The organism is Mycobacterium sp. SMC-13 (genome assembly GCF_045311035.1).
Lineage (GTDB): Bacteria > Actinomycetota > Actinomycetes > Mycobacteriales > Mycobacteriaceae > Mycobacterium.
This window is the reverse complement of record NZ_JBJIAI010000023.1, coordinates 49,708-73,400: the sequence shown is the minus strand read 5'-3', so window position 1 is coordinate 73,400 and position 23,693 is coordinate 49,708. Positions and strand designations below refer to the sequence as shown.

Below are 23,693 nucleotides of genomic sequence, written 5' to 3'. Positions count from 1 at the left end.
CGTATCATGACTGTTAGGTATCCGTGACCACGGGTGCAGACGTCAGGAGCCGCTGCCGGCAGCGGTGTGAGTTGGGAGGCGCGGATGCCACTCTCCGATCATGAGCAGCGCATGCTCGACCAGATCGAGAGTGCGCTGTACGCCGAGGACCCGAAGTTCGCTTCGAGCGTCCGGGGCGGCACGCTGCACGCGCCGTCGGCGCGGCGGCGACTGCAGGGCGCAGGGCTGTTCGTCCTGGGTCTGGCGTTGCTGGTGCTGGGTGTGGCCTTTCGGATTCTGTGGATCAACCAGCTGCCGATCCTGAGCGTCATCGGTTTCGTGGTGATGTTTGCCGGTGCCGTGTTCGCGGTGACCGGGCCCCGGGTGCTGTCCAAGGAGAAGTCGTCCCCGGCGGGTGGCAAGTCCAAGCGGGCCCGTGCGGGCAACTCGTTCACCAATCGCATGGAAGACCGATTCCGTCGCAGGTTCGACGACTAGACGCGGACGCGTGACGCAGGGGTAGCCGATTCGGCTGCCCCTGTTTTGTTTTTCGCTCGGCCTGGTTTGTTTTCGGCGCGCTCTTGCCTGTTCCGGGTGGTGTGACACCCGACACGCCGGATCCGTAGCGAAATTTGCCGGTGGTGACGTGCGCCGCGATTTTTCAGGGGCTGTGCTCCGCGGCTCCCCACAATGCCCCACCAATCTCCCATATGTGCCGCCAACTGGGATTTTGGCGGTCAGCCTGGCCGTTTGAGGCCGTTCTCCACTCCCGATCTCTCGTGATTGCTGCGTCAGGTGGGGCAGATAAGGCGATTTTTAGACTTGAGATGGAGAGAAGTGGGGGATTGTGGGGTAATGTGGCGGACATCGGAGAGACCGGACTCCGGAGTGGTGGGAGGTGCCTGATGTTCCTGGGTACCTACACGCCGAAGCTCGACGACAAGGGGCGACTGACGTTGCCCGCCAAGTTCCGCGATGCACTGGCAGGAGGGTTGATGGTCGCCAAAAGTCCAGATCACAGCCTCGCCGTGTACCCGAGGGCCGAGTTCGAAGCCGAGATCGCCCGCCGCGTGGCGAGCACTCCCCGGAACGACCCCGCCGCTCGTGCCGACCTGCGCGTTTTCGCCGCGGGCGCCGACGAGCAGCACCCCGACGCTCAGGGCCGCATCACCCTGTCGGCCGACCACCGTCGCTACGCGAGCCTGACCAAGGAATGCGTCGTGATCGGTGCGGTCGACTACCTGGAAATCTGGGATGCCGCGGCCTGGCAGACCTACCAAGAAACTCACGAAGAGAACTTCTCCGCGGCAAGCGATGAAGCGCTCGGCAGCACCCTTTGACCTGCAGGCCCGTGCAGCGTGGCCTCTGCCCGAACCGGCCCTGGCGTACTTCCCCAACGTCAGGTTCGCGAACTCGGACAGAGACCTCGCTGCAGGGGCCGCACAAATCCACCAGCTGAAGCCTTTTGGGGGTGTTGCGTTGACCGATCGTCGGCCGCACATTCCGGTGCTGCTGGACCGCTGCGTCGAGCTGCTGGCCCCGGCACTCACCCGGGTCAGCGCCGATGGTGCCGGCGCCGTCATGATCGACGCGACGCTCGGCGCCGGTGGCCACTCCGAAGCCTTCCTCACGCGATTCCCCGCTGTGACGCTCATCGGCCTGGACCGCGACCAGACCGCGCTGCGGCTCGCGGGGGAGCGCCTGGCGCCGTTCGGTGACCGCGTGCACCTGGTCCACACCCCGTACGACGGCATCGACGAGGCGCTGACCCAATCCGGTTACCGGCCAGGCGAATTGGACGCCATCCTGTTCGACCTCGGGGTGTCCTCGATGCAGCTCGACCAGGCCGAGCGCGGTTTCGCGTACGCACAGGACGCGCCGCTGGACATGCGCATGGACCAGACCTCGGGCCTGACGGCGGCCGACATCCTGAACACCTACGACGCCAAGGCACTGACCCGCGTGCTGCGCGAGTACGGCGAGGAGAAGTTCGCCTCGCGCATCGCCGGCGCGATCGTCCGGGAGCGCGCCCGCCGCCCGTTCACCACGACGACCGAGCTGGTCGAGCTGCTCTACGCGGTGATCCCGGCCCCGGCCCGTCGCACCGGCGGGCATCCGGCCAAGCGGACGTTCCAGGCGCTGCGCACCGAGGTCAACGGCGAGCTCGACTGCCTGCGGGCGGCGATCCCCGCCGCCCTGGACGCGCTGCGTCCCGGCGGCCGGATCGCGGTCGAGGCGTATCAGTCGCTGGAGGACCGAATCGTCAAGGGCTACTTCACCGATGCCATCGCATCGCGTACCCCGGAGGGCCTGCCCATGGAGCTGCCCGGCTACGAGCCGCTCTTCACCGCGTTGACCCGGGGCGCCGAGCGGGCCGACGAACACGAACTCGAATTGAACCCGCGCAGCGCGTCCGTCCGCCTGCGCGCACTGGAAAAAGTTGTCACAAGGGGAGGTCTGTGATGGCAAAGCGGCCAGCACCGGTACGCGGCGGCAATGCTCGACGGGACTCCGACCCCGATCCGCGCCGCCGCACCACGCGCCGCGGCGGCGACCCGGCATCGCGTCGCGAGGGTGGCAAGGGGGAAGCCAAGCGCGACAACAAGACTGACGCCCGCGTCAAGCGCGGCAAGCGCGACGTCCGGCCGCAGCGGTCCAAGCCCACCGGTGCCGGCCCACAGACCACGCCGTTCGCCCGGCCGACGGCGGCGCCGTCGCGACCCAAGAGCGCCTCACAGGCCAAGGCCCGCGCCAAGGCACGGAAGGCCAAGGCGCCCAAGGTTGTTCGCACCCCGCTGCGGGAGCGGCTGCTCATCCGCATCGCCGAGATGGACCTCAACCCGCGGCATCTGATCGCGCGGGTGCCGTTCGTGGTGCTGATCATCGGGGCACTGGGTATGGGTCTGGGCGTCACGCTGTGGCTGTCGACCTCCGCGGCCGAGCGGTCGTACGAACTGGGCCGCGCCAAGGAGATCAATCAGGCTCTGCAGCAACAGAAAGAGGCGCTCGAGCGGGATGTGCTGGTCGCGCAGGCGGCGCCGGCCCTGGCCGATGCGGCGCGCAACCTCGGCATGATCCCGTCGCGCGACACCGCGCACCTGGTGCAGGACCCCACCGGCAACTGGCTGCTGGTCGGCAGCCCGAAGCCGGCGCAGGGAGTGCCGCCACCACCGCTGAACACGCCACTGCCCGAAGCGGCCCCGGCCGCGGCCCCGCGCCCGGCCCCGGCTGCCGCGCCCGCCCCGCAGCCGGCACCTGCTGCCGCTCCCGTCCCCGCTCCGGCGGGTGTCCCAGCTGTTCCGGCTCCCGCAGCTGTTCCGGTCCCGGGTGCCGCTCCGGCTCCCGCCGGTGTTCCGGCCCCGGCCGCCGCTCCGGCGCCCGTCGTGGTCGACCCGCGCGAGCAGGTCGTGCACGCTCCGGCGCCCGCGGCTCCGGCGCTCCCGGTGCCTGGGCAGGGCACGCTGCCCGGCCCGGCGTTGCAGCCTGAGGCCGCGCTGCCGGCGCCCGTCGCACAAGCCCCGGTCGCACAAGCCCCGGCTCAGGTCCCGGCCCCGGTCGCCCCGGCTCCCGTTCCGGTCCTGGCCCCGGCGCAGCCAGCCCCCGGTCTGCCCGCATGAGCGGCACGCGACCGCGCAAGACCGGTGCCGCGCGGACGGGCGCGCCCCGCAAGCGGCCGGCCGCCAAACCGCGTCCCGCGCAACCGCATTCGGCGCACGACCGGCGGACCCGCGAGGCCGTCGTGCCCGAGGGCCGGACCGGCTCGTTCGGGTTCCGGCACAAGGCCGGCAACATCGTCATCGCGGTGGTGCTGCTGGCCGCGGCCGTCCAGCTGTTCTTCCTGCAGGGCCCGCGGGCGGCCGGTCTGCGCGCCGAGGCCGCCAGCCAGCTCAAGGTCACCGACGTGCAGAAGGCGGTGCGCGGCAGCATCATCGACCGCAACAACGCCAAGCTGGCGTTCACCATCGAGGCCCGCGCACTGACGTTCCAGCCGAACCGGATCCGTCAGCAGCTGACCGAGGCCAAAGCCAAGACCCCGGCGGCGCCGGACCCCGACAAGCGGCTAAACGAGATCGCCGTCGGCGTGGCCGGCCTGCTGAACAACAAGCCCGATGCCGCCACCCTGGCCAAGAAGATCACCGGCCGCGACTCGTTCGTCTACCTGGCGCGGGCCGTCGACCCGGCGATCTCCGACGCCATCACCAAGAAGTACCCAGAGGTCGGCGCGGAGCGGCAGGACATCCGGCAGTACCCCGGTGGCTCGCTGGCCGCGAACGTCGTCGGCGACATCGGCTGGGACGGCCACGGCCTGCTCGGCCTCGAAGATTCCTTCGACGCAAAGCTTTCCGGCACCGACGGCTCGGTCACCTACGACCGCGGCTCGGACGGCGTGGTGATCCCCGGCAGCTACCGGGACCGGCACGACGCGATCAACGGCGCCACCATCCAGCTCACGCTCGACAACGACATCCAGTACTACGTCCAGCAGCAGGTGCAGCAGGCCAAGGACATGTCCGGCGCGCACGACGTGTCCGCGGTGGTCCTGGATTCGAAGACCGGCGAGATTCTCGCGATGACGAACGACAACACCTTCGATCCGGCCCAGGAGCTGAGCCGGCAGGACGACAAGCAGATGGGCAACCTGCCTGCGACGTCGCCGTTCGAGCCGGGCTCGGTGAACAAGATCGTCACCGCGGCGTCGGTCATCGAGTTCGGGCTGTCGAATCCCGATGAGGTGCTTCAGGTTCCGGGCAGCTACAACATGGGTGGTGTCACCATCCGCGACGCCTGGGGCCACGGCACCGACCCGTACACCACCACCGGCGTCTTCGGGAAGTCCTCGAACATCGGCACCCTGATGCTGGCCCAGCGGGTCGGCCCGGAGCGCTTCGCCGACATGCTGACGAAGTTCGGCCTCGGCCAGCGCACGGGTTCGGGCCTGCCCGGGGAGAGCGCGGGTCTGGTCCCGCCGATCGACCAGTGGTCGGGCAGCTCGTTCGCGAACCTGCCCATCGGACAGGGCCTTTCGATGACCCTGCTGCAGATGACCGGCATGTACCAGGCCATCGCCAACGACGGCCTGCGCATCCCGCCGCGCATCGTCAAGTCGATCGTCTCGGCCGACGGCACGCACCAGGACCAGGCGGCGCCCGAGGGCGTGCAGGTCGTGTCGCCGCAGACCGCGGCGACACTGCGCAACATGTTCCGCGCGACCCTGCAGCGTGACCCGCGCGGCACCCAGCAGGGCACCGGCTGGCCGGGCGCTGTCGAGGGCTATCAGATGGCCGGCAAGACCGGCACCGCCCAGCAGATCAACCCGGCCTGCGGCTGCTACTACGACGACGACCACTACTGGATCACCTTCGCAGGCATGGCGCCGTCGGACGACCCGCGTTACGTCGTCGGCATCATGGCCAACAACCCGCAGCGCAACGCCGACGGCACGCCGGGCCACTCGATGGCGCAGCTGTTCCACAACATCGCGGCCTGGCTGATGCAGCGCGAGAACGTGCCGCTGTCGCCGGACCCCGGTCCGCCGCTGGTCCTGCAGGCCACCTGACGGGCGGGGCGCCCGTCTCCGGCCCGGTACTGTGTCATGGCCATGTCTTCGCCTACCTTGCGCCCCGCTGACCCTGTCGGGGCCGCGCTGGGCTCGTTGGCCGACCACGTCGGCGCTGCGCTGCCGTCCGAGGCCCAGGCCGGTGAGCTGCGTGTCACCGGTGTCACGCTGAGCAGTCGCGACGTCGTCGCCGGTGACCTGTTCGCGGCGCTGCCGGGTTCGGCCGCCCACGGCGCGCGGTTCGCCGCCGACGCCGTCGCGGCCGGCGCCGCCGCGGTACTGACCGACCCGGAGGGGCGGGAGCTCCTGGACGTGGATGTGCCCGTCCTCGTGCACCCCGACCCGCGGGCGGTCCTGGGCGAAGTCGCCGCCGAAATCTACGGCCGGCCTTCGGAGCGGCTGCGCGTCATCGGCATCACCGGAACGTCCGGCAAGACCACGACCACCTATCTGGTGGAGGCGGGGCTGCGCGCCGCGGGACGGGTGGCCGGGCTCATCGGCACCGTCGGCATCCGAATCGACGGCCGTGACCTGCCGAGTTCGCTGACCACCCCCGAGGCGCCGGCGCTGCAGGCGCTGCTGGCCACCATGGTCGAACGCGGTGTCGACACCGTCGTCATGGAGGTGTCGAGCCACGCGCTGTCGCTGGGCCGGGTGGACGCGCTGCGCTTCGCCGCCGGCGGTTTCACCAATCTGTCGCGCGACCACCTCGATTTCCACCCCACCATGGACGACTACCTCGACGCCAAAGCCCGTCTGTTCCAACCTGATTCGCCCAACCATGCCGAAGTGTCGGTCGTCTGCGTGGACGACGACTGGGGCCGCAAGATGGCGGCGCGGGCCGCCGATCCGGTGACCGTCAGCACCACCGGCGACGCCGACTGGACCGTCACCGACATCGACGCCGACCGCGGCGGCCAGCAGTTCACGGCCGTCGGGCCCGACGGCGCCCGGCACGCGCTGCGGATCGGCCTGCCCGGCGGCTACAACGTCGCCAACGCGCTGCTGGCGGTGGCGCTGCTCGACGCCGTCGGCGTCACACCGGAGCAGGCGGCACCGGGACTGGCGACCGCCACCGTGCCCGGCCGCCTGCAGCCCATCGACCGCGGGCAGGACTTCCTGGCCCTCGTCGACTACGCGCACAAGCCCGGCGCCCTGGAGGCGGTGCTGCAGACGCTGCGCCCGCAGACCCGGGGCCGGCTGGCCGTGGTGTTCGGCGCCGGCGGCAACCGGGACGCCGGGAAGCGCGAACCGATGGGACGCATCGCCGCGGAACTCGCCGACCTGGTCGTGATCACCGACGACAACCCGCGTGACGAGGACCCGGACCTCATCCGGGCCACCATCGCCGCGGGCGCCGCCGGCGGCTCGGCCGAGGTGGTGGTGATCGGTGACCGCCGGGCCGCCATCGACCACGCCGTCGCCTGGGCGCGCGCGGGCGACACCGTCCTGGTGGCGGGCAAGGGCCACGAGTCGGGCCAGACCCGCGCCGGCCAGACCAGGCCCTTCGATGATCGTGATGAGTTGGCCGCCTCGCTCGATGCGGCGGCCGGGAAAGCTGGGGAGTCACCCGCATGATCGACCTGACCCTGGCAGAGATCGCCGACATCGTCGGCGGCGAACTGTCCGACATCACGCCGGAGGCGGCGGCTGCGACGCGCGTGACGGGCACCGTCGAATTCGACTCGCGGGCCGTCACCGCAGGCGGGCTGTTCCTGGCGTTGCCGGGCGCCCGGACCGACGGACATGACTTCGCCGCGGGTGCGGTGGCGGCAGGTGCCGTCGCGGTGCTGGCGGCCCGGCCGGTCGGGGTGCCGGCCATCGTCGTGAAACCGGTTGCCGGACAAGTCGATTCGGCGTCGGGCGCGCTGGAGCACGACACCGACGGCTCGGGCGCCGCAGTGCTGGCGGCCCTGGGCAAGCTGGCCCGTGCCGTGGCCGACCGGCTGACCGCCGGGGGTCTGCGGATCATCGGCGTCACCGGCTCCTCGGGCAAGACGTCGACCAAGGACCTGCTGGCCGCGGTACTGGCGCCGCTGGGTGAGGTGATCGCGCCGCCCGGATCGTTCAACAACGAGCTCGGCCATCCGTGGACCGTGCTGCGCGCCACCGGCGACACCGACTTCCTGGTGCTGGAGATGTCCGCGCGGCACCCCGGCAACATCGCCGCGCTCGCCGAGATCGCGCCGCCGTCGATCGGTGTGGTGCTCAACGTCGGCACCGCGCATCTCGGCGAATTCGGCTCGCGCGACGTCATCGCTGCGACGAAATCCGAACTGCCGCAGGCTGTCCCGGCATCCGGTGTCGTCATCCTCAACGCCGACGACGGTGCCGTCGCCGCCATGGCGGACGTCACCCGGGCCCGTGTCGTGCGGGTATCCCGCTCGCCGGGCGCCGACCTGTGGGCCGGTGACGTCACCCTCGACGAGTTGGCCCGCCCGCGCTTCACCCTGCACGCGGGGGAGCAGCAGGTTGACGTCGCGCTGGCCGTTCACGGCGACCATCAGGTGTCCAACGCGCTCAGCGCCGCCGCCGTCGCGCTGGAATGCGGCGCGACGCTGCCGCAGGTGGCCGACGCGCTCGCCGGCGCCGGCCCCGTCTCGAAGCACCGCATGCAGGTCACCACCCGGGCCGACGGCGTGGTCGTGGTGAACGACGCCTACAACGCCAACCCCGACTCGATGCGTGCGGGCCTCAAGGCACTGGCCTGGATGGCCAAGTCGGCGCGTGCCGAATCCGGCACGCCGGTGCGTAGCTGGGCGGTGCTCGGCGAGATGGCCGAACTGGGTGACGACGCGATTGCCGAACATGACAGCATCGGTCGACTGGCCGTGCGTTTAGATGTGTCACGACTGGTCGTCGTCGGAACCGGGAGGACTATGGGCGCCATGCAACACGGCGCGGTGATGGAAGGTTCGTGGGGCAGCGAGGTATCGCCCGTCCCCGATGCCGAAGCCGCGCTTGATTTGCTGCGCGCCGAGCTGGAGCCCGGCGACGTCGTGCTGGTCAAGGCCTCGAACTCCGCGGGGCTCGGCGCGCTGGCCGAGGAGCTGGCGCGGGAGGGGCAGGCATGATCCAGATCCTGTTCGCCGTCGGTATCGCGCTCGCGGTGTCGATCGTGCTGACGCCGGTGCTGATCCGGCTGTTCACCCGCCGCGGCTTCGGTCACGAGATCCGCGAGGACGGTCCGGCCAGCCACCAGAAGAAGCGCGGGACGCCGTCGATGGGTGGCGTCGCGATCATCGCCGGCATCTGGTGCGGGTATCTCGGTACCCACCTCGTCGGCTTGCTCGTCGACGGCGAAGGGCCGTCGGCGTCGGGCCTGCTCGTGCTCGGTCTGGCCACGTCGCTGGGTGCCGTCGGTTTCATCGACGACCTGATCAAGCTCCGCCGGGCCCGCAACCTGGGTCTGAACAAGACCGCCAAGACCGTCGGCCAGCTGGTGTCGGCCGTGCTGTTCGGCGTCCTGGTGCTGCAGTTCCGCAACGGCTACGGGCTGACGCCGGCCAGCGCCGGCCTGTCCTACGTGCGCGAGATCGCGACCGTCACCCTGGGCCCGCTGCTGTTCGTGCTGTTCATCGTGATCCTGGTCAGCGCGTGGTCCAACGCCGTCAACTTCACCGACGGTCTGGACGGGCTGGCGGCCGGCGCGATGGCGATGGTCAGCGCGGCGTATGTGCTGATCACGTTCTGGCAGTACCGCAACGCGTGCGCCACCAGCCCGGGACCGGGCTGCTACAACGTCCGTGACCCGCTGGACCTGGCGCTGGTCGCGGCCGCGACGGCGGGCGCATGCATCGGCTTCCTGTGGTGGAACGCCGCGCCGGCGAAGATCTTCATGGGCGACACCGGCTCGCTGGCGCTGGGCGGCATCATCGCCGGCCTGTCGGTGACCAGCCGGACCGAGACGCTGGCCATCGTGCTCGGCGCCCTGTTCGTCGCCGAGGTGACCTCGGTCGTGGTCCAGATCCTGGCCTTCCGCACCACGGGGCGGCGGGTGTTCCGCATGGCGCCGTTCCATCATCATTTCGAGCTGGCCGGCTGGGCCGAGACCACGGTGATCATCAGGTTCTGGTTGCTGACCGCCATCGCCTGCGGGCTCGGGGTGGCGCTGTTCTACAGCGAATGGCTGTCGGCGGGTGGCCGCTAGACACGCGGCTCCCAGCCGACATTCAGCATTTGCGCGGTGGTGCCCGAGGCCGCTGTTAGGGTTCGCGCCATGAGTGTCGAGAAATACCTGGTCGGGCCGGTTGTCGTGCTGGCGGGCGCGGCGCTGATCGCCGGTTGCGGCGGTTCGGACGGCAAGTCCGGGAGTGGTGGCCAGGCCGCGGCGAAGTACGACATCTCGAAGGTCGGCGGTGCCAAGAGCAGCCTGCCGCCGGGTTACGACCCGATGGATCTGGAGGCCGACACCGTCACGCAGGAGAAGCTCGACGCCCCCGGTGTCGGCGCGCTCACCACAACTCCGCCGTCGATCGTCACGCCCGCCGAGTGCGCGTCGCTGCTCAAGCCGCTCGCGCCCGCCGGCGTCGGCGCCAAGACCGCGGGCTTCATCGGCAGCAACCAGGAAGGCCACACCGTCATCGTGATGGCGGCGGAAGCGGCCGGCACCGTCGGCGAACTCGGCCACGCGGGCTGCGATCAGTTCACCGTCGACTCGACCGACGGCGTCACCGCAACGGTCGACCGCGTTCCCGGCCCCGACATCGCGGGCGCCAAGACCATGGGCGTACAGGCGCACATCGCCGCCAATGGCAAGGCCATCGAGGAGACCACCTACACCGCCGTCCTGGGGGACAAGACCGTGGCCGTCGTCCAGGCCGACGTCGACCCGCAGGTCGCCAAGGAGCTGCTCGTCAAGGCGGTCGCGGCGATCAAGAGCTGATTTCTCTCCGACGCCGCGGCCGCCGCGAATGTAACCAGGCGGCGGCAGAACGCCCCGAATCTCGCCGTGACGTTGCATTCGTGACGGCGGGCCGCTGACCGTGCGGCCGCGGCGCAGTGTCAAGGAGCCACGGCGGCCTCGCGGGCCGTGTGATGAGGGACTCCTGGCAAATCGCCCCATTCCGGCGACACGCGCCGGATGTGCCACGCCCTGCGGGTGCGACAGGGGAGGATTTTGGGATGCAAGGGACAGTTGTGGTTTCTGTGACCAATGTGAACGACGAGGTCGGGTAGTCACATGCCGGACATCCTTGCAAAGCTGCGCCGGGGCAAAGCCGGCCCGGAAACTCCGCAGGCCCCGGACGAGAAGAACCCGAGCGCCTCCGACGCCGGCGGCAAAGACGCGGGCAAAGACGCGGCCGCGGAGTCGACGGCGAAGGCCGCTCAACCCAAGCGACAGGGCCCCCGGGCCCGGTTCGGGGCCTGGCTGAGCCGGCCGATGACGTCGTTCCACCTGGTCATCGCCTGCGCGGCACTGCTGATCACCCTGGGCCTGACCATGGTGCTCTCGGCCTCGGGCGTGCACTCGTACGACGAGGACGGCTCGCCGTGGACGATCTTCGCCAAGCAGGTGCTCTGGACTGTCATCGGCCTCATCGCGTTCTACGTCGCGCTGCGGTTGCCCATCGCGTTCATGCGCCGGATGGCGCTGCCGGCGTTCATCGTCAGCCTCGTGCTGATCGCCCTGGTGCTGATCCCGGGCATCGGCCACCTGTCCAACGGCGCCCGCGGCTGGTTCGTCGTCGCCGGTTTCTCGATGCAGCCGTCCGAGCTGACCAAGATCGCCTTCGCGATCTGGGGTTCGCACCTGCTGGCGACCCGCCGCATGCAGCACGCCGGCTGGAAAGAACTGCTGTTCCCGCTGGTCCCCGCGGCGGTGCTGGCGCTGGGCCTGATCGTGGCCGAGCCCGACCTCGGGCAGACGGTGTCGGTGAGCATCGTGCTGCTCGGCCTGCTCTGGTACGCCGGTCTGTCACTGCGGATCTTCCTGAGCTCCCTGGTCCTGTGCATCGGTGCGGCCGCGATCATGGCGGTCTCGGCCGGCTACCGCTCCGACCGTGTGCGGGCGTGGCTGGACCCCGACTCCGACCTGCAGGGCATCGGTTATCAGTCGCGGCAGGCCAAGTACGCGCTGGCCAACGGCGGCATGTTCGGCGACGGGCTGGGCCAGGGCACCGCGAAGTTCAACTACCTGCCCAACGCGCACAACGACTTCATCTTCGCCATCATCGGCGAGGAACTCGGCTTCATCGGCGCCGCGGGCCTGCTGGCGCTGTTCGGCCTGTTCGCCTACACCGGCATGCGCATCGCCCGCCGGTCGGTCGACCCGTTCCTGCGCCTGCTGACCGCCACGACGACGCTGTGGGTCGTCGGCCAGGTGTTCATCAACGTCGGCTACGTGCTCGGCCTCCTGCCGGTCACGGGCATCCAGCTGCCGCTCATCTCCGCCGGTGGAACAGCAACGGCCACAACGCTTCTGCTGATCGGGCTGATCGCCAATGCGGCGCGCCACGAGCCCGAGGCGGTGGCCGCGCTGCGCGCCGGCCGCGACGACCGGATGAACCGGATTCTGCGGCTGCCGCCGCCCGTGCCGTATTCGCCGACCACGCTGGACTCGGCCCGGGACCGGCTGCGTGGCCGCGGCGACAAGCCGGTCCGCAAGCCTGCCGCCCGGCAGGCCAAACCCACCAAGCCGGCAAAGCCCACCAGGGCTGCCCGCCCCACCCGGCAGGCCACCCGGCAGGAGCCGCCGGGCCGCCAGCGCCGGACCGACGCCCCGCGGCGCACGCGACGCACCGAGGAACCGGACCGGCGGTCGGACCGCGCCCGCCGAAACCCCGTACCGGCCGACGGTGCCGGACGGCGTGCAAGGCAAAATGGTGACCTCAAGGGTCAACAAAGACGTGACCCGCGCCGGTCGGACCCGCGGGTCCGCACATTGGAAGGTCAGCGGTACGGGTGAGTGTGAGTTCGGGCCGGAGCGACGGGGGAGGGTCCCGCATCTCGGTGGTTCTGGCCGGAGGCGGCACCGCAGGTCACATCGAACCCGCGATGGCGGTCGCCGACGCACTGGTGGCGCTGCGGCCCGATGTCCGGATCACCGCCCTCGGCACGGCCCGCGGGCTGGAGACCCGGCTGGTTCCCGAACGTGGCTACGACCTCGAGCTGATCACGCCGGTTCCGTTGCCGCGCAAACCTTCTGCCGACCTGGCTCGGCTGCCGCTGCGGGTTCGCGCCGCGGTGCGTGAGACCCGCGACGTCCTCGACGCCGTCCAGGCCGACGTCGTCGTGGGCTTCGGCGGCTACGTCTCGCTGCCCGCCTACCTCGCCGCCCGCGGTGGGGGACTGCGCCGGCGCCGCACCGTCCCGGTCGTGGTGCACGAGGCCAACGCCAGCGCGGGCTGGGCCAACAAGGTCGGCGCCCGCTCGGCGCGCCGGGTGCTGGCCGCGGTACCGGATTCGGGTCTCAAGGGCGGCGAGGTCGTCGGCATCCCGGTGCGCGAGTCCATCACCTCGCTCGACCGGGCCGCGCTGCGCGCGCAGGCCCGCGAGTTCTTCGGTTTCGCCGACGACGCCCGCGTGCTGCTGGTTTTCGGCGGCTCCCAGGGCGCGCAGTCGCTCAACCGCGCCGTTTCCGGTGCGGCGAAAAGCCTCGCCGCGCAAGGTGTTTCGGTCCTGCACGCCTACGGCCGCAAGAACACCCTCGAGCTGCCGGAGCCGGCGCCGGGCGCCCCGCCGTATGTCGGGGTGCCGTACCTCGACCGCATGGATTTGGCTTATGCGGCTGCCGATCTGGCGATCTGCCGGTCCGGCGCCATGACCGTCGCCGAGGTCAGCGCCGTCGGTCTGCCCGCGGTCTACGTGCCGCTGCCGATCGGCAACGGCGAGCAACGACTCAACGCACTCCCGGTGGTCGACGCCGGCGGCGGCCTGCTGGTCGACGACGCCGAGCTGACCCCGGACTTCGTCACCGAACGGATCGGAAACTTGATGCGCGACACCGCCGCACTGGACCAGATGACGACGGCGGCCGCGCTGGCCGGCCACCGTGACGCGGCCCGGCGGGTGGCGCAGATCGCCCTGGAAGTCGCGGGCGTCGCGGCCGGATCGGATGCCCGGTGACGGCGCGGGAGCTGCCACCCGAGCTCGCCCGGGTGCACATGGTCGGTATCGGCGGTGCCGGGATGTCCGGCATCGCCCGGATTCTGCTGGACCGCGGCGGCCAGGTGTCCGGTTCGGACGCCAAGGAATCCCGTGGTGTCGCGGCGCTGCGGGCCCGCGGGGCCGAGATCCGGATCGGGCACGACGCGTCGTCGCTGGACATGCTGCCGGGTGGTCCGACCGTCGTGGTCAGCACGCACGCCGCCATCCCCAAGGACAACCCTGAGCTGGTGGAGGCCCACCGGCGCGGCATCCCGGTGATCATGCGCCCGGTCGTGCTCGCCAAGCTGATGGACGGCTACCGCTCGGTGCTGGTGACCGGCACGCACGGCAAGACCACGACGACGTCGATGGTCATTGTGGCGTTGCAGCACAATGGTTTTGACCCGTCGTTCGCCGTCGGTGGCGACCTGGGCGAGGCCGGCACCAACGCGCACCACGGCAGCGGCGACTGTTTTGTCGCCGAGGCCGACGAGAGCGACGGCTCGCTGCTCGAGTACACGCCCGACGTGGCGGTGGTGACCAACATCGAGGCCGACCACCTGGACCACTTCGGCAGCGTCGAGGCCTACACCGCGGTGTTCGACGACTTCGTGGCCCGGCTGCGTCCCGGTGGCGCGCTGGTGGTGTGCGCCGACGACCCGGGCGCCGAGGCGCTGGCCCAGCGGTCGGCGGAGCGCGGCGTTCGTGTGCTGCGGTACGGCATGGGCAGTGCACAGCGCACGGATCTGGAAGCGACGCTGCTGACCTGGCAGCAGCAGGGCACCGGCGGCGTCGCGGCCATCCAACTCGCGGGCGAGCCGCACCGCCGGGGCATGCGGCTGTCGGTGCCGGGCAAGCACATGGCGCTCAACGCGCTGGCCGCGCTGCTGGCGGCCCGCGAGGTCGGTGCCGATCCGGAGGCCGTGCTCGACGGTCTCACCGGGTTCGAAGGCGTGCGGCGCCGCTTCGAGGCGGTCGGAACCGCTTACGGCGTCCGGGTTTTCGACGACTACGCACACCATCCCACCGAGGTCCGGGCGACGCTCGAGGCGTTGCGGGCGGTGGCCGGCACGTCGCGGTCCATCGTGGTGTTCCAGCCCCACCTGTATTCGCGCACACAGACTTTCGCGAAGGAGTTCGGCCAGGCGCTGGATCGTGCCGACGAGGTGTTCGTCCTCGACGTGTATGCCGCGCGGGAGGCCCCGCTGGCCGGCGTCAGCGGTGCGAGCATCGTCGAGCATGTCTCGGCCCCGGTGCACTACGTGCCGGACTTCTCCGCGGTTGCCGAGCAGGTGGCGGCCAAGGCCGGTCCCGGTGACGTCATCGTCACCATGGGCGCCGGCGACGTCACGCTGCTGGGCCGCGAGATCCTGACCGCACTGGAGATCAAGGCGAACCGCGCAGCTCCGGGACGGCCCACGCCGTGACCGTGGAGGACGGCTCGGGGGAGCCGGCTGCCGAACCTGTTGCGGCGCAGGACGATACGGTGCCGGGCGAGGCGGCGGCAGAAGCGCCCGCGGACGAGGCGGCGCCGGACGCCGCGTCGGCCGATCCCGCGTCACCCGACTACGAGGGGCCCCGTCGCCGTGCCCGGCGCGAGCGGGAGGAACGCCGCATCGCGCTGGAACGGGCCAGGGCCCTGGAGCAGGCGCGTCAGGAGGCCCGGCGCCGGGCGGCGGGCCTGTCCGACCAGCCCAAGGCGCCCACGCGCGGCGTCATCCGCGGCCTGAAGATGTTGCTGTGGTCGGCGGTGACGGCCGTCGTCGCCGTCACGCTGGGCCTGGTGCTGTACTTCACGCCGATCATGGCGGTCCGGCACACCGTGGTGACCGGTCTGGCGAGCCTCACCGAAGACGAGGTGAAGGCGGCCGCCGCGGTCAAACCGGACACGCCGCTGCTGCAGGTCAACACCGACGCGGTGGCCGAACGGGTCGCCACGATCCGGCGGGTGGCCAGCGCCAGGGTGCAGCGGGAGTACCCGTCCACGCTGCGGATCACGGTGGCCGAGCGGGTCCCGGTGGCGGCCAAGGAGTATCCGGACGGTCCGCACCTGTTCGACCGCGACGGGGTGGATTTCGCGACCGAGCCGCCGCCGCAGGGACTGCCGTACCTCGATGCCGACAATCCCGGCCCGAAGGATCCGGCGACGCTGGCGGCCCTCGAGGTCTTGTTGTCGCTGCGTCCTGAGGTGTTCAGCCAGGTCGCACGGGTCGGGGCGCCGTCGGTTGCCGCCGTCACGCTGACGCTGAACGACGGTCGTGAGGTCATCTGGGGGACCACCGACCGCACGGAGGAGAAGGCGCTGAAGCTGGGCGCGCTGCTAACGCAGCCGGGGCACACCTATGACGTGTCCAGTCCTGACCTGCCCACTGTGAAGTAGCTCATCGCTGCGGGCGTTTCGCACGCCTGGTCCGAGAAAAATCGCGTGAACTCTCGGCGCGCCTGCACGGCTGCGGCGCGGCCGCACCCTACCGTTCTGTTTGCGCGGAACAACTTGACATAACTCTAACCCTATGGTTGAGGTTTAGGGTTTTGATTCGAGAAGTTTTGCTCAGGACAAACCGAGCCAGGGAGGAAGACGTCAGATGACACCCCCGCATAACTACCTCGCCGTCATCAAGGTGATCGGTGTCGGCGGCGGCGGCGTCAACGCCGTCAACCGCATGATCGAACAGGGCCTTCGCGGCGTCGAGTTCATCGCGATCAACACCGACGCGCAGGCGCTGCTGCTCAGTGAGGCAGACGTCAAGCTCGATGTCGGTCGCGACTCGACCCGTGGCCTGGGTGCCGGCGCCGACCCCGAGGTGGGACGCAAGGCCGCCGAGGACGCCAAGGACGAGATCGAAGAGCTGCTGCGCGGCGCCGACATGGTGTTCGTCACCGCCGGCGAGGGTGGTGGCACCGGCACCGGTGGCGCGCCCATCGTCGCCGGCATCGCCCGCAAGCTCGGCGCGCTGACCGTCGGTGTGGTGACCCGCCCGTTCTCGTTCGAGGGCAAGCGCCGCTCGAACCAGGCCGAGCTGGGCATCCAGGCGCTGCGCGAGAGCTGCGACACCCTGATCGTCATCCCCAACGACCGCCTGCTGCAGATGGGCGACGCCGCCGTCTCGCTGATGGACGCGTTCCGCAGCGCTGACGAGGTGCTGCTCAACGGTGTGCAGGGCATCACCGACCTGATCACCACGCCCGGCCTGATCAACGTCGACTTCGCCGACGTCAAGGGCGTCATGAGCAGTGCCGGCACGGCGTTGATGGGTATCGGTTCGGCCCGCGGTGACGGTCGTGCGCTCAAGGCCGCGGAGATCGCCATCAACTCGCCGCTGCTGGAGGCCTCGATGGACGGCGCTCAGGGCGTGCTGATGTCGGTGGCCGGCGGTAGCGACCTGGGTCTGTTCGAGATCAACGAGGCCGCGTCGCTGGTGCAGGACGCCGCGCACCCCGAGGCCAACATCATCTTCGGAACCGTCATCGACGATTCGCTGGGCGACGAGGTCCGGGTCACGGTCATCGCGGCCGGGTTCGACACCGCGGGTCAGAGTCGTAAGCCCGTCACCTCGGCGGTGCCGGGTGCGACTGCGACGCCGGCTGCTGCCGGTGGCGCGCACCGGGCGCAGACCTTCGGCACGGCGAGCGCCGGCAAGGTCGGTGCCTTCAACGCCGACCCGGGTACCGTCCCGGCGGCGACCAACGGTGTGACGGTGAGCGTCGGCGGCCGCGGCGACGACGATGACGACGTCGACGTGCCGCCGTTCATGAAGCACTGACGGTGACCGAGTGGCGCGGATACGCCGGATAAATTTGTCATCGTGACGTTCCGTATCCGCAGAGTGACTACGACGCGTGCGGGCGGGGTCTCGAAGGCCCCGTTCGACACGTTCAACCTGGGTGACCACGTCGGCGACGATCCAAAGGCCGTGGCGGCCAACCGGACTCGGCTGGCCGAGGCCATCGGGCACGGCCCGCTGGTGTGGATGAACCAGGTGCACGGTGACCATGTCGAAGTTGTCGAGGGCCCTGGAACTGGAGCCGGGGGAGCCTACGACAACACCGACGCCCTGGTCACCGCGAGACCGCGGCTTCCGCTCGCGGTGATCACGGCCGACTGTGTGCCGGTGCTGTTGGGTGATGCGCGCGCCGGTGTGGTGGGCGCCGTGCATGCCGGACGGGTCGGCGCGCAGAAGGGCGTGGTGCTGCGCACGGTCGAGGCGATGCAGAAACTCGGTGCGCAGGTGCAGGACATCTCGGTGCTGCTCGGTCCGGCGGTCAGCGGCCGCAATTATGAGGTGCCCTACGAGATGGCCGACGACGTCGAGGCGGTGCTGCCGGGCAGCATCACCACGACCGCCCGCGGCACGGTGGGTCTGGACCTGCGGGCCGGCATCGCCAAGCAGTTGGCCGGCTTGGGTATCAAGGCCATCGACATCGACCCGCGCTGCACGGTCGACGATCCGAATCTCTTCAGCCACCGACGTGGCGCCCCGACCGGGCGGCTGGCGTCGGTGGTGTGGATGGAATGACCAGCACGCCGCGCGAGGCCGAACTGGCCGCGTCGCTGGCCCGGATTCAGGAGCGGATCGACGCTGCCGCGGCAGCCGCCGGCCGGGATCGGGCCGACATCGAATTTCTTCCGGTGACCAAATTCTTTCCGGCGAGTGATGTTGTTGCGCTCTTCGGATTGGGCTGCCGGGCATTCGGTGAATCCCGGGAGCAGGAAGCCTCAGGCAAAGTCGATGAGGTGTCGGGCATCTTGTCGGACAAGAAATTGATCACAGCGCCGGGCGAATTGTTGGATGCGTCATCGAACATAGAGTCGAACAATGCAATTCGATGGCACATGATCGGCCGAATTCAACGCAACAAAGCGCGGGCCGTGGCGCGCTGGGCGGCGGTGGCGCATTCCGTCGATACCGGGCCGTTGATCGCCGCGTTGTCCCGCGGCGCGGTCGAGGCGCTGGACCAAGGCCGCAGGTCCGAGCCCCTGCAGGTCTACATCCAGGTCAGCCTGGACGGCGATCCGGCGCGCGGCGGCGTCCCGGTGGACCGGCCCGATCTGGTCGACGATCTGTGCGCGGCCGCGCACGCGGCCCCGGGCCTGGGTTTGGCGGGCCTGATGGCGATCCCGCCGCTGACCAGCGACGCCGAAGCGGAGTTTGCGCGACTGGAGGCTGAATTGCTCAGGGTCCAAACGCAATACCCCCACCGACTGGGGCTCTCCGCGGGCATGTCCAACGACCTGGAAATCGCGGTGCGACACGGGTCAACGTGTGTGCGTGTCGGTACCGCGTTAATGGGACCGCGTCCTCTAACGTCACCATGAGTAGTCACTCCAGTCACACTTACATCACAGTCACCAGACACCACATTCTTAGCTAGGGGCATCCGATGAGCACACTGCACAAGGTCAAGGCCTACTTCGGTATGGCGCCGATGGACGACTACGACGACGAGTACTACGACGACGAAGACCGTCCATCGCGCGCCTACCAGGCGCCGCGCCGCCCCCGCGACGAGCGTTTCGAGGACGACGACTACGGCCGTGGTGAGCCGCGCGGCTACGACGACCGCATGGGCCGCGAATACGAAAGTGCCCCAATGGGTTACCGCGGTGGCTACGACGAGATGCCGGCGCGCGGCCCGCGCGAGTTCGAGCGTCCGCGCTTCAACACCCTGCGTGGTGCCACCCGTGGTGCCGTCGCCATGGAGCCCCGCCGCATGGCCGAGCTGTTCGAGGCCGGCAGCGCCCTCGCCAAGATCACGACCCTGCGTCCCAAGGACTACAGCGAGGCCCGCACCATCGGTGAGCGCTTCCGTGACGGCACCCCGGTGATCATGGACCTGGTGTCGATGGACAACGCCGACGCCAAGCGCCTCGTCGACTTCGCCGCCGGCCTGGCCTTCGCGCTGCGCGGCTCGTTCGACAAGGTCGCCACCAAGGTGTTCCTGCTGTCGCCGGCCGACGTCGACGTCAGCGCCGAGGAGCGTCGCCGCATCGCCGAGGCGGGCTTCTACAGCTACCAGTAACACCTGCGCAGCTTCACGCAAGACCCCTTCGGCCCCCGGCCGGAGGGGTCTGCGTTAGGTAGGCTCGCTCTCAAGCGCCGACAGCAGTCGGCGCTTTTCCCGCGCTAGTGAGGTCTGTTGCATTGACCCTGTTCTTCGACATTCTGGGTTTTGCGCTGTTCGTCTTCTGGCTGCTGTTGATCGCCCGCGTGGTGGTGGAGTTCATCCGCGGATTCAGCCGGGACTGGCAGCCGAGGGGACTGACCGTGGTGATCCTCGAGGCGATCATGACGGTGACCGATCCTCCGGTGAAGCTGTTGCGGCGCTTGATCCCTCCGCTGACCATCGGGCCGGTCCGGGTCGACCTGTCCATCGTGGTGCTGCTCATGGTGGTGTTCATCGGCATGCGGCTGTCGTTCGATCAGGTGGGGGCCTGAGCACGACGTTCCCCTGACCTGCAGAAGCGCATTAATTACATTTATGTAATTAATGCGCTTCTTTCGTTTTGGTCAATTCGCGCCGCGCGTCGGGCCGCGTTGCCGAATTCCAATGAAACATTGAAATTCGTTCTTAATTCCGGACCTCGCCTGCAACCGACGGGTCTGCTGTGACAGGATGGACGCCAGTTACTCCACGATCGCTCTACACTTTGATCGCTCTACACTTTGACACCGATTGACGGTCCAGACTGCAAGGGGGCAGAAGATGCCGCTAACTCCGGCTGACGTCCACAACGTCGCATTCAGCAAGCCGCCGATTGGCAAGCGCGGTTATAACGAGGATGAGGTCGATGCATTCCTCGATCTCGTCGAGACCGAGCTGACTCGGCTGATCGAAGAGAACAGCGATCTGCGGCAGCGGGTCGCCGAGCTCGACGCCGAGCTCCAGTCCGCCCGCACCGGCCAGCCGGTGGCGGCTCCGGTCTTCACCCCGCCTGCGCCGGAGCCCGAGCCCGTCGCGGCGCCCGCGCCGGCGGCCGCGCCTGTCGCCGCGCCGGTCGGCGAGGACCACCACGTCCGCGCGGCCAAGGTGCTGAGCCTGGCCCAGGACACCGCCGACCGTCTCACCAGTTCGGCCAAGGCCGAGGCCGACAAGACCCTCGCCGACGCCCGGGCGCAGGCCGATGCCCTGGTCAGCGACGCCAAGCGCACTGCCGAGACCACGGTCGCCGACGCCAAGGCGCGCGCCGAGGCCATGCTGGCGGACGCGCAGACCCGTTCGGAGGCCCAGCTGCGTCAGGCCCAGGACAAGGCCGACGCCCTGCAGGCCGACGCCGAGCGCAAGCACACCGAGATCATGGGCAACATCAACCAGCAGCGCACGGTGCTGGAAGGCCGCCTCGAGCAGCTGCGCACGTTCGAGCGCGAGTACCGCACCCGCCTCAAGACCTACCTGGAGTCCCAGCTCGAAGAGCTCGGCCAGCGCGGCTCTGCCGCTCCGGCGGATTCGGCGGCCGGTGGCGAGGGTGCTGGCTTCGGCCAGTTCAACCGGGGCAACAGCTGACGGCTGACCAATGCTGATCATTGCCCTGGTCCTTGCCCTCATCGGGCTGACCGCGCTGGTGACCGCGATTGTCACGAGCAATGAGCTGATCGCCTGGGTGTGTATCGGCGCCAGCGTCATCGGGGTGCTGCTGCTGATCGTCGACGCACTGCGGGAACGCTCGCGCGGTGCGGCGGCGGAGTCCGCCCCCGACGTCGACGACGCGCTGGCCACCGAGGCCGGCGAGGAAGCCGCGGCGGAAGAAGAAGCGGCCGCCGAACCTGTCGAGGACTACCCGGCCGACGAGCCCGAAACGGTTGTGGCCGAGAAGGTTTCGGAAGACGAGGCGTCTGACGAGCCCCAAGCGGCCGAGGCCGAAAGCTCCGAGTCCGACGAGCCCGAGACCGAAGCGGCGACCGTCATCACGACCGACGCGGAATCGGCGGAGTCCGAGGCCGCTGACGCTGCCGAGGAAACCGACGAGCCTGAGGAAGCGGGCGCCGAGGAAGCCGAGGCAGACGAAGAAGCCAAGGCAGACGAAGACGAGGCCAAGAAGGCCTGAGCCCCCGGCGCTCTCAATTTCATACTGATGCCACCGCCGCGACGGACTCCCCGTCGCGGCGGTGCTCTTTTTCTTCACCCCGGCCGGAGAAGTACATGGCTTCAATCGCCAGGCACATGAGCTGTTGTGCGCGAAGCCATGTACTGGTTCTGGCCGTCAGACGTCCCTGACTTCAACAACCGCCGCGGATCGCCACCACGACTGGATTCACGTACTCCTCGGCCCCGCATCCGGCATCGACCACCTGATCGGCACCGCCGTCGGCCGCATGCGCCCGCCCGAACTCTCGCGCCCCGCTTATTTCGTGCTTGTTGCGTCGATACGACGGCTGTGAATCATGGCGGTCACGAACCACAGGGTCCTCCAAGTGAGTGCCTATTGACTTTGCTGACACCGAAGGGCAACAGCCGCGGCATCGCGCCCCCGTACATATGTAGCCAACCAATTTCCTACCTGGGAGGCTTTGTGAGTCTGTTAAGTCGAAACCGCGACATCGAGCACTGGGATGCTGAGGATGTTGCTGCGTGGGACGCGGGCAACAAGAACATCGCCAAGCGGAACTTGATCTGGTCGATCTTCGCCGAGCATGTCGGCTTCTCGGTGTGGAGCATCTGGTCGGTGATGGTGCTGTTCATGCCGCAGGCCGTCTACGGCATCGATGCCCTGGGCAAGTTCGTCCTCGGCGCCGTCCCGATCGCGGTCGGGTCGTTCATGCGCATCCCTTACACCATCGGACCGGCCCGGTTCGGTGGCCGTAACTTCACGATCTTCAGCGCCCTGATGCTGGCCATCCCGTGTGGGCTGACCATGTACTTCATGATGCATCCGGGTACGTCGTACACGACGTTCCTGATCGTCGCGGCGGTCGCCGGTTTCGGTGGCGGTAACTTCGCGTCGTCGATGACGAACATCAACGCCTTCTACCCGCAGCGGTTGAAGGGCTGGGCCCTGGGCCTGAACGCCGGCGGCGGCAACATCGGTGTGCCGGTCATCCAGATCATCGGCCTGGTCACCATCGCCACGCTCGGCAACCGTCGTCCCGAGGTGGTCTGCGCCATCTATCTGGTGTTGCTGGCCGCCGCGGCCCTCGGTGCCGCGTTGTTCATGGACAACATCCAGGGCCAGAAGTCGAACCTCTCGGCGATGGTCGAGGCCATGAAGTTCCGCAACTCGTGGGTGATGTGCTTCCTCTACATCGGTACGTTCGGTTCGTTCATCGGGTTCAGCTTCGCGTTCACCCAGATTCTGAACATCAACTTCACCGCACAGGACGTCGCGCCGCTGCTGGAGAAGTACCACGTCGCGTCGGTGGCCAAGCTGCCCAAGGAAGCCGCCAAGGAGCTGGCCAAGGCCAACTTCGACGCGTCCATCCACACCGCGTGGATCGCGTTCCTGGGCCCGCTGCTGGGCTCGATCTCGCGTCCGTTCGGCGGCAAGCTCGCCGACAAGATCGGTGGCGGCAAGATCACGCTGTACGTCTTCACGGCGATGACGGCCATCACCGCAGTCCTGGTCAGCGCCGGCATGTGGGACGACGCCACCAAGGGTCCGGCGACGGGTGCGCAGATGGCTGTCTACATCACGGCCTTCATGGTGCTGTTCATCCTGACCGGCCTCGGCAACGGGTCGACCTACAAGATGATCCCGTCGATCTTCGAAGCCAAGGCGCAGAGCAAGGACGAGTTGGGTGCTGCGGAGAAGACCCTGTGGTCGCGCAGCATGTCCGGCGCCCTGATCGGCTTCGCCGGTGCGGTCGGCGCGTTCGGTGGCGTGCTCGTCAACATCGTGCTCCGGGCGTCCTACGCCGGGCCGGCGCACTCCGCGACCACCGCATTCTGGGTGTTTCTCGCCTTCTACGTGGTGTGTGGTGTCGTCACCTGGTTCGTGTTCCTGCGTCAGCCGCACCTGCGTGCGGCGACGGGCGAGCACGTCGGCCGGGATTTCGTTCCGGCAACGTAGCCGGCCTCTGGCCAGTTGGCCGAAACGCCCCGCGGGAGTTTCCCGCGGGGCATTTCGTTGTTCGGG

The 23,693-nt window shown here is 69.3% G+C and carries 21 protein-coding genes and 1 pseudogene; all 22 read left to right on the top strand.

All coding sequences use genetic code 11. The features are described 5' to 3' along the window. Positions 1-84 precede the first annotated feature (84 nt). The 22 genes and pseudogenes from ACJH6I_RS25700 (at position 85) to ACJH6I_RS25595 (ending at position 23,627) form a co-directional block, all read left to right on the top strand. A complete protein-coding gene (locus ACJH6I_RS25700) occupies positions 85-477 on the top strand; it encodes a DUF3040 domain-containing protein (protein ID WP_212812073.1) in 393 nt (130 codons plus the stop codon). Positions 478-884: 407 nt separating this feature from the next. After that, positions 885-1,319 carry a division/cell wall cluster transcriptional repressor MraZ gene (mraZ, locus tag ACJH6I_RS25695; RefSeq protein ID WP_020103613.1) on the top strand — a complete coding sequence of 145 codons (435 nt, stop codon included), beginning with the start codon at positions 885-887 and terminating at the stop codon, positions 1,317-1,319. A gap of 1 nt (position 1,320) precedes the next feature. Then, positions 1,321-2,442 carry a 16S rRNA (cytosine(1402)-N(4))-methyltransferase RsmH gene (gene rsmH / locus ACJH6I_RS25690; protein WP_244872956.1) on the top strand — a complete coding sequence of 374 codons (1,122 nt, stop codon included), beginning with the start codon at positions 1,321-1,323 and terminating at the stop codon, positions 2,440-2,442. Further along, a complete protein-coding gene (locus tag ACJH6I_RS25685) occupies positions 2,442-3,596 on the top strand; it encodes a hypothetical protein (RefSeq protein ID WP_318985154.1) in 1,155 nt (384 codons plus the stop codon). Before rsmH ends, ACJH6I_RS25685 begins: the two co-directional genes overlap by 1 nt. Next, positions 3,593-5,536, top strand: a complete 1,944-nt coding sequence (locus ACJH6I_RS25680) for a penicillin-binding protein 2 (protein ID WP_318985153.1) — start codon at positions 3,593-3,595, stop codon at positions 5,534-5,536. The genes ACJH6I_RS25685 and ACJH6I_RS25680 overlap by 4 nt, the downstream gene beginning before the upstream one ends. 42 nt (positions 5,537-5,578) lie before the next feature. Next, on the top strand, positions 5,579-7,114 hold the full coding sequence (locus tag ACJH6I_RS25675; RefSeq protein WP_406784738.1) for a UDP-N-acetylmuramoyl-L-alanyl-D-glutamate--2,6-diaminopimelate ligase: 1,536 nt from the start codon (positions 5,579-5,581) through the stop codon (positions 7,112-7,114). After that, positions 7,111-8,610 carry a UDP-N-acetylmuramoyl-tripeptide--D-alanyl-D-alanine ligase gene (murF, locus tag ACJH6I_RS25670; protein ID WP_318985151.1) on the top strand — a complete coding sequence of 500 codons (1,500 nt, stop codon included), beginning with the start codon at positions 7,111-7,113 and terminating at the stop codon, positions 8,608-8,610. Before ACJH6I_RS25675 ends, murF begins: the two co-directional genes overlap by 4 nt. Beyond that, positions 8,607-9,686: a phospho-N-acetylmuramoyl-pentapeptide-transferase gene (gene mraY / locus ACJH6I_RS25665; RefSeq protein ID WP_212812068.1), complete on the top strand. Its 1,080-nt coding sequence runs from the start codon at positions 8,607-8,609 to the stop codon at positions 9,684-9,686. The genes murF and mraY overlap by 4 nt, the downstream gene beginning before the upstream one ends. Before the next feature lie 69 nt (positions 9,687-9,755). Then, positions 9,756-10,421, top strand: coding sequence for a DUF5642 family protein (locus tag ACJH6I_RS25660; RefSeq protein WP_212812067.1), 666 nt, complete (start codon positions 9,756-9,758; stop codon positions 10,419-10,421). Between the two features lie 297 nt (positions 10,422-10,718). Then, positions 10,719-12,443 (top strand): putative lipid II flippase FtsW, encoded by a 1,725-nt coding sequence (gene ftsW / locus ACJH6I_RS25655; RefSeq protein WP_318985150.1) that lies wholly within the window; start codon positions 10,719-10,721, stop codon positions 12,441-12,443. Then, positions 12,440-13,603: an undecaprenyldiphospho-muramoylpentapeptide beta-N-acetylglucosaminyltransferase gene (gene murG, locus ACJH6I_RS25650; RefSeq protein ID WP_318985149.1), complete on the top strand. Its 1,164-nt coding sequence runs from the start codon at positions 12,440-12,442 to the stop codon at positions 13,601-13,603. Before ftsW ends, murG begins: the two co-directional genes overlap by 4 nt. Before the next feature lie 38 nt (positions 13,604-13,641). After that, positions 13,642-15,051 (top strand): UDP-N-acetylmuramate--L-alanine ligase, encoded by a 1,410-nt coding sequence (murC, locus tag ACJH6I_RS25645; RefSeq protein WP_406784744.1) that lies wholly within the window; start codon positions 13,642-13,644, stop codon positions 15,049-15,051. After that, positions 15,048-16,004, top strand: a complete 957-nt coding sequence (locus ACJH6I_RS25640) for a cell division protein FtsQ/DivIB (RefSeq protein WP_406784737.1) — start codon at positions 15,048-15,050, stop codon at positions 16,002-16,004. Before murC ends, ACJH6I_RS25640 begins: the two co-directional genes overlap by 4 nt. Positions 16,005-16,209: 205 nt before the next feature. Beyond that, positions 16,210-17,388 (top strand): cell division protein FtsZ, encoded by a 1,179-nt coding sequence (gene ftsZ, locus ACJH6I_RS25635; RefSeq protein WP_318985147.1) that lies wholly within the window; start codon positions 16,210-16,212, stop codon positions 17,386-17,388. A gap of 42 nt (positions 17,389-17,430) precedes the next feature. Beyond that, positions 17,431-18,141 (top strand): peptidoglycan editing factor PgeF, encoded by a 711-nt coding sequence (pgeF, locus tag ACJH6I_RS25630; protein ID WP_318985146.1) that lies wholly within the window; start codon positions 17,431-17,433, stop codon positions 18,139-18,141. Beyond that, entirely contained in the window at positions 18,138-18,941 is an 804-nt protein-coding gene (locus ACJH6I_RS25625; RefSeq protein WP_318985145.1) for an alanine racemase, read from the top strand. Before pgeF ends, ACJH6I_RS25625 begins: the two co-directional genes overlap by 4 nt. 65 nt (positions 18,942-19,006) lie before the next feature. Beyond that, positions 19,007-19,645: a cell division protein SepF gene (locus ACJH6I_RS25620; RefSeq protein WP_212812062.1), complete on the top strand. Its 639-nt coding sequence runs from the start codon at positions 19,007-19,009 to the stop codon at positions 19,643-19,645. Positions 19,646-19,767: 122 nt separating this feature from the next. Next, on the top strand, positions 19,768-20,061 hold the full coding sequence (locus ACJH6I_RS25615; protein WP_020103629.1) for a YggT family protein: 294 nt from the start codon (positions 19,768-19,770) through the stop codon (positions 20,059-20,061). Positions 20,062-20,329: 268 nt separating this feature from the next. Beyond that, positions 20,330-21,127 (top strand): DivIVA domain-containing protein, encoded by a 798-nt coding sequence (locus tag ACJH6I_RS25610; protein WP_212812061.1) that lies wholly within the window; start codon positions 20,330-20,332, stop codon positions 21,125-21,127. 10 nt (positions 21,128-21,137) lie between these two features. After that, positions 21,138-21,524: pseudogene (locus ACJH6I_RS25605) on the top strand (hypothetical protein); the annotation flags it as partial. A 205-nt stretch (positions 21,525-21,729) separates the two neighbouring features. After that, on the top strand, positions 21,730-22,002 hold the full coding sequence (locus ACJH6I_RS25600) for a hypothetical protein (RefSeq protein ID WP_318985144.1): 273 nt from the start codon (positions 21,730-21,732) through the stop codon (positions 22,000-22,002). A gap of 131 nt (positions 22,003-22,133) precedes the next feature. Continuing rightward, positions 22,134-23,627 carry a NarK/NasA family nitrate transporter gene (locus ACJH6I_RS25595; RefSeq protein ID WP_212812059.1) on the top strand — a complete coding sequence of 498 codons (1,494 nt, stop codon included), beginning with the start codon at positions 22,134-22,136 and terminating at the stop codon, positions 23,625-23,627. Positions 23,628-23,693 lie beyond the last annotated feature (66 nt).

Bases quoted from the DNA above. Each gene is read 5' to 3' on its own strand.
- ACJH6I_RS25685 (WP_318985154.1), top strand. From the start codon at position 2,442: ATGGCAAAGCGGCCAGCACCGGTACGCGGCGGCAATGCTCGACGGGAC.
- ACJH6I_RS25700 (WP_212812073.1), top strand. From the start codon at position 85: ATGCCACTCTCCGATCATGAGCAGCGCATGCTCGACCAGATCGAGAGT.
- ACJH6I_RS25610 (WP_212812061.1), top strand. From the start codon at position 20,330: ATGCCGCTAACTCCGGCTGACGTCCACAACGTCGCATTCAGCAAGCCG.
- ACJH6I_RS25675 (WP_406784738.1), top strand. From the start codon at position 5,579: ATGTCTTCGCCTACCTTGCGCCCCGCTGACCCTGTCGGGGCCGCGCTG.
- mraY (WP_212812068.1), top strand. From the start codon at position 8,607: ATGATCCAGATCCTGTTCGCCGTCGGTATCGCGCTCGCGGTGTCGATC.
- ACJH6I_RS25680 (WP_318985153.1), top strand. From the start codon at position 3,593: ATGAGCGGCACGCGACCGCGCAAGACCGGTGCCGCGCGGACGGGCGCG.
- mraZ (WP_020103613.1), top strand. From the start codon at position 885: ATGTTCCTGGGTACCTACACGCCGAAGCTCGACGACAAGGGGCGACTG.
- ftsW (WP_318985150.1), top strand. From the start codon at position 10,719: ATGCCGGACATCCTTGCAAAGCTGCGCCGGGGCAAAGCCGGCCCGGAA.
- murC (WP_406784744.1), top strand. From the start codon at position 13,642: ATGGTCGGTATCGGCGGTGCCGGGATGTCCGGCATCGCCCGGATTCTG.
- ACJH6I_RS25625 (WP_318985145.1), top strand. From the start codon at position 18,138: ATGACCAGCACGCCGCGCGAGGCCGAACTGGCCGCGTCGCTGGCCCGG.
- ACJH6I_RS25620 (WP_212812062.1), top strand. From the start codon at position 19,007: ATGAGCACACTGCACAAGGTCAAGGCCTACTTCGGTATGGCGCCGATG.
- ftsZ (WP_318985147.1), top strand. From the start codon at position 16,210: ATGACACCCCCGCATAACTACCTCGCCGTCATCAAGGTGATCGGTGTC.
- ACJH6I_RS25660 (WP_212812067.1), top strand. From the start codon at position 9,756: ATGAGTGTCGAGAAATACCTGGTCGGGCCGGTTGTCGTGCTGGCGGGC.
- murF (WP_318985151.1), top strand. From the start codon at position 7,111: ATGATCGACCTGACCCTGGCAGAGATCGCCGACATCGTCGGCGGCGAA.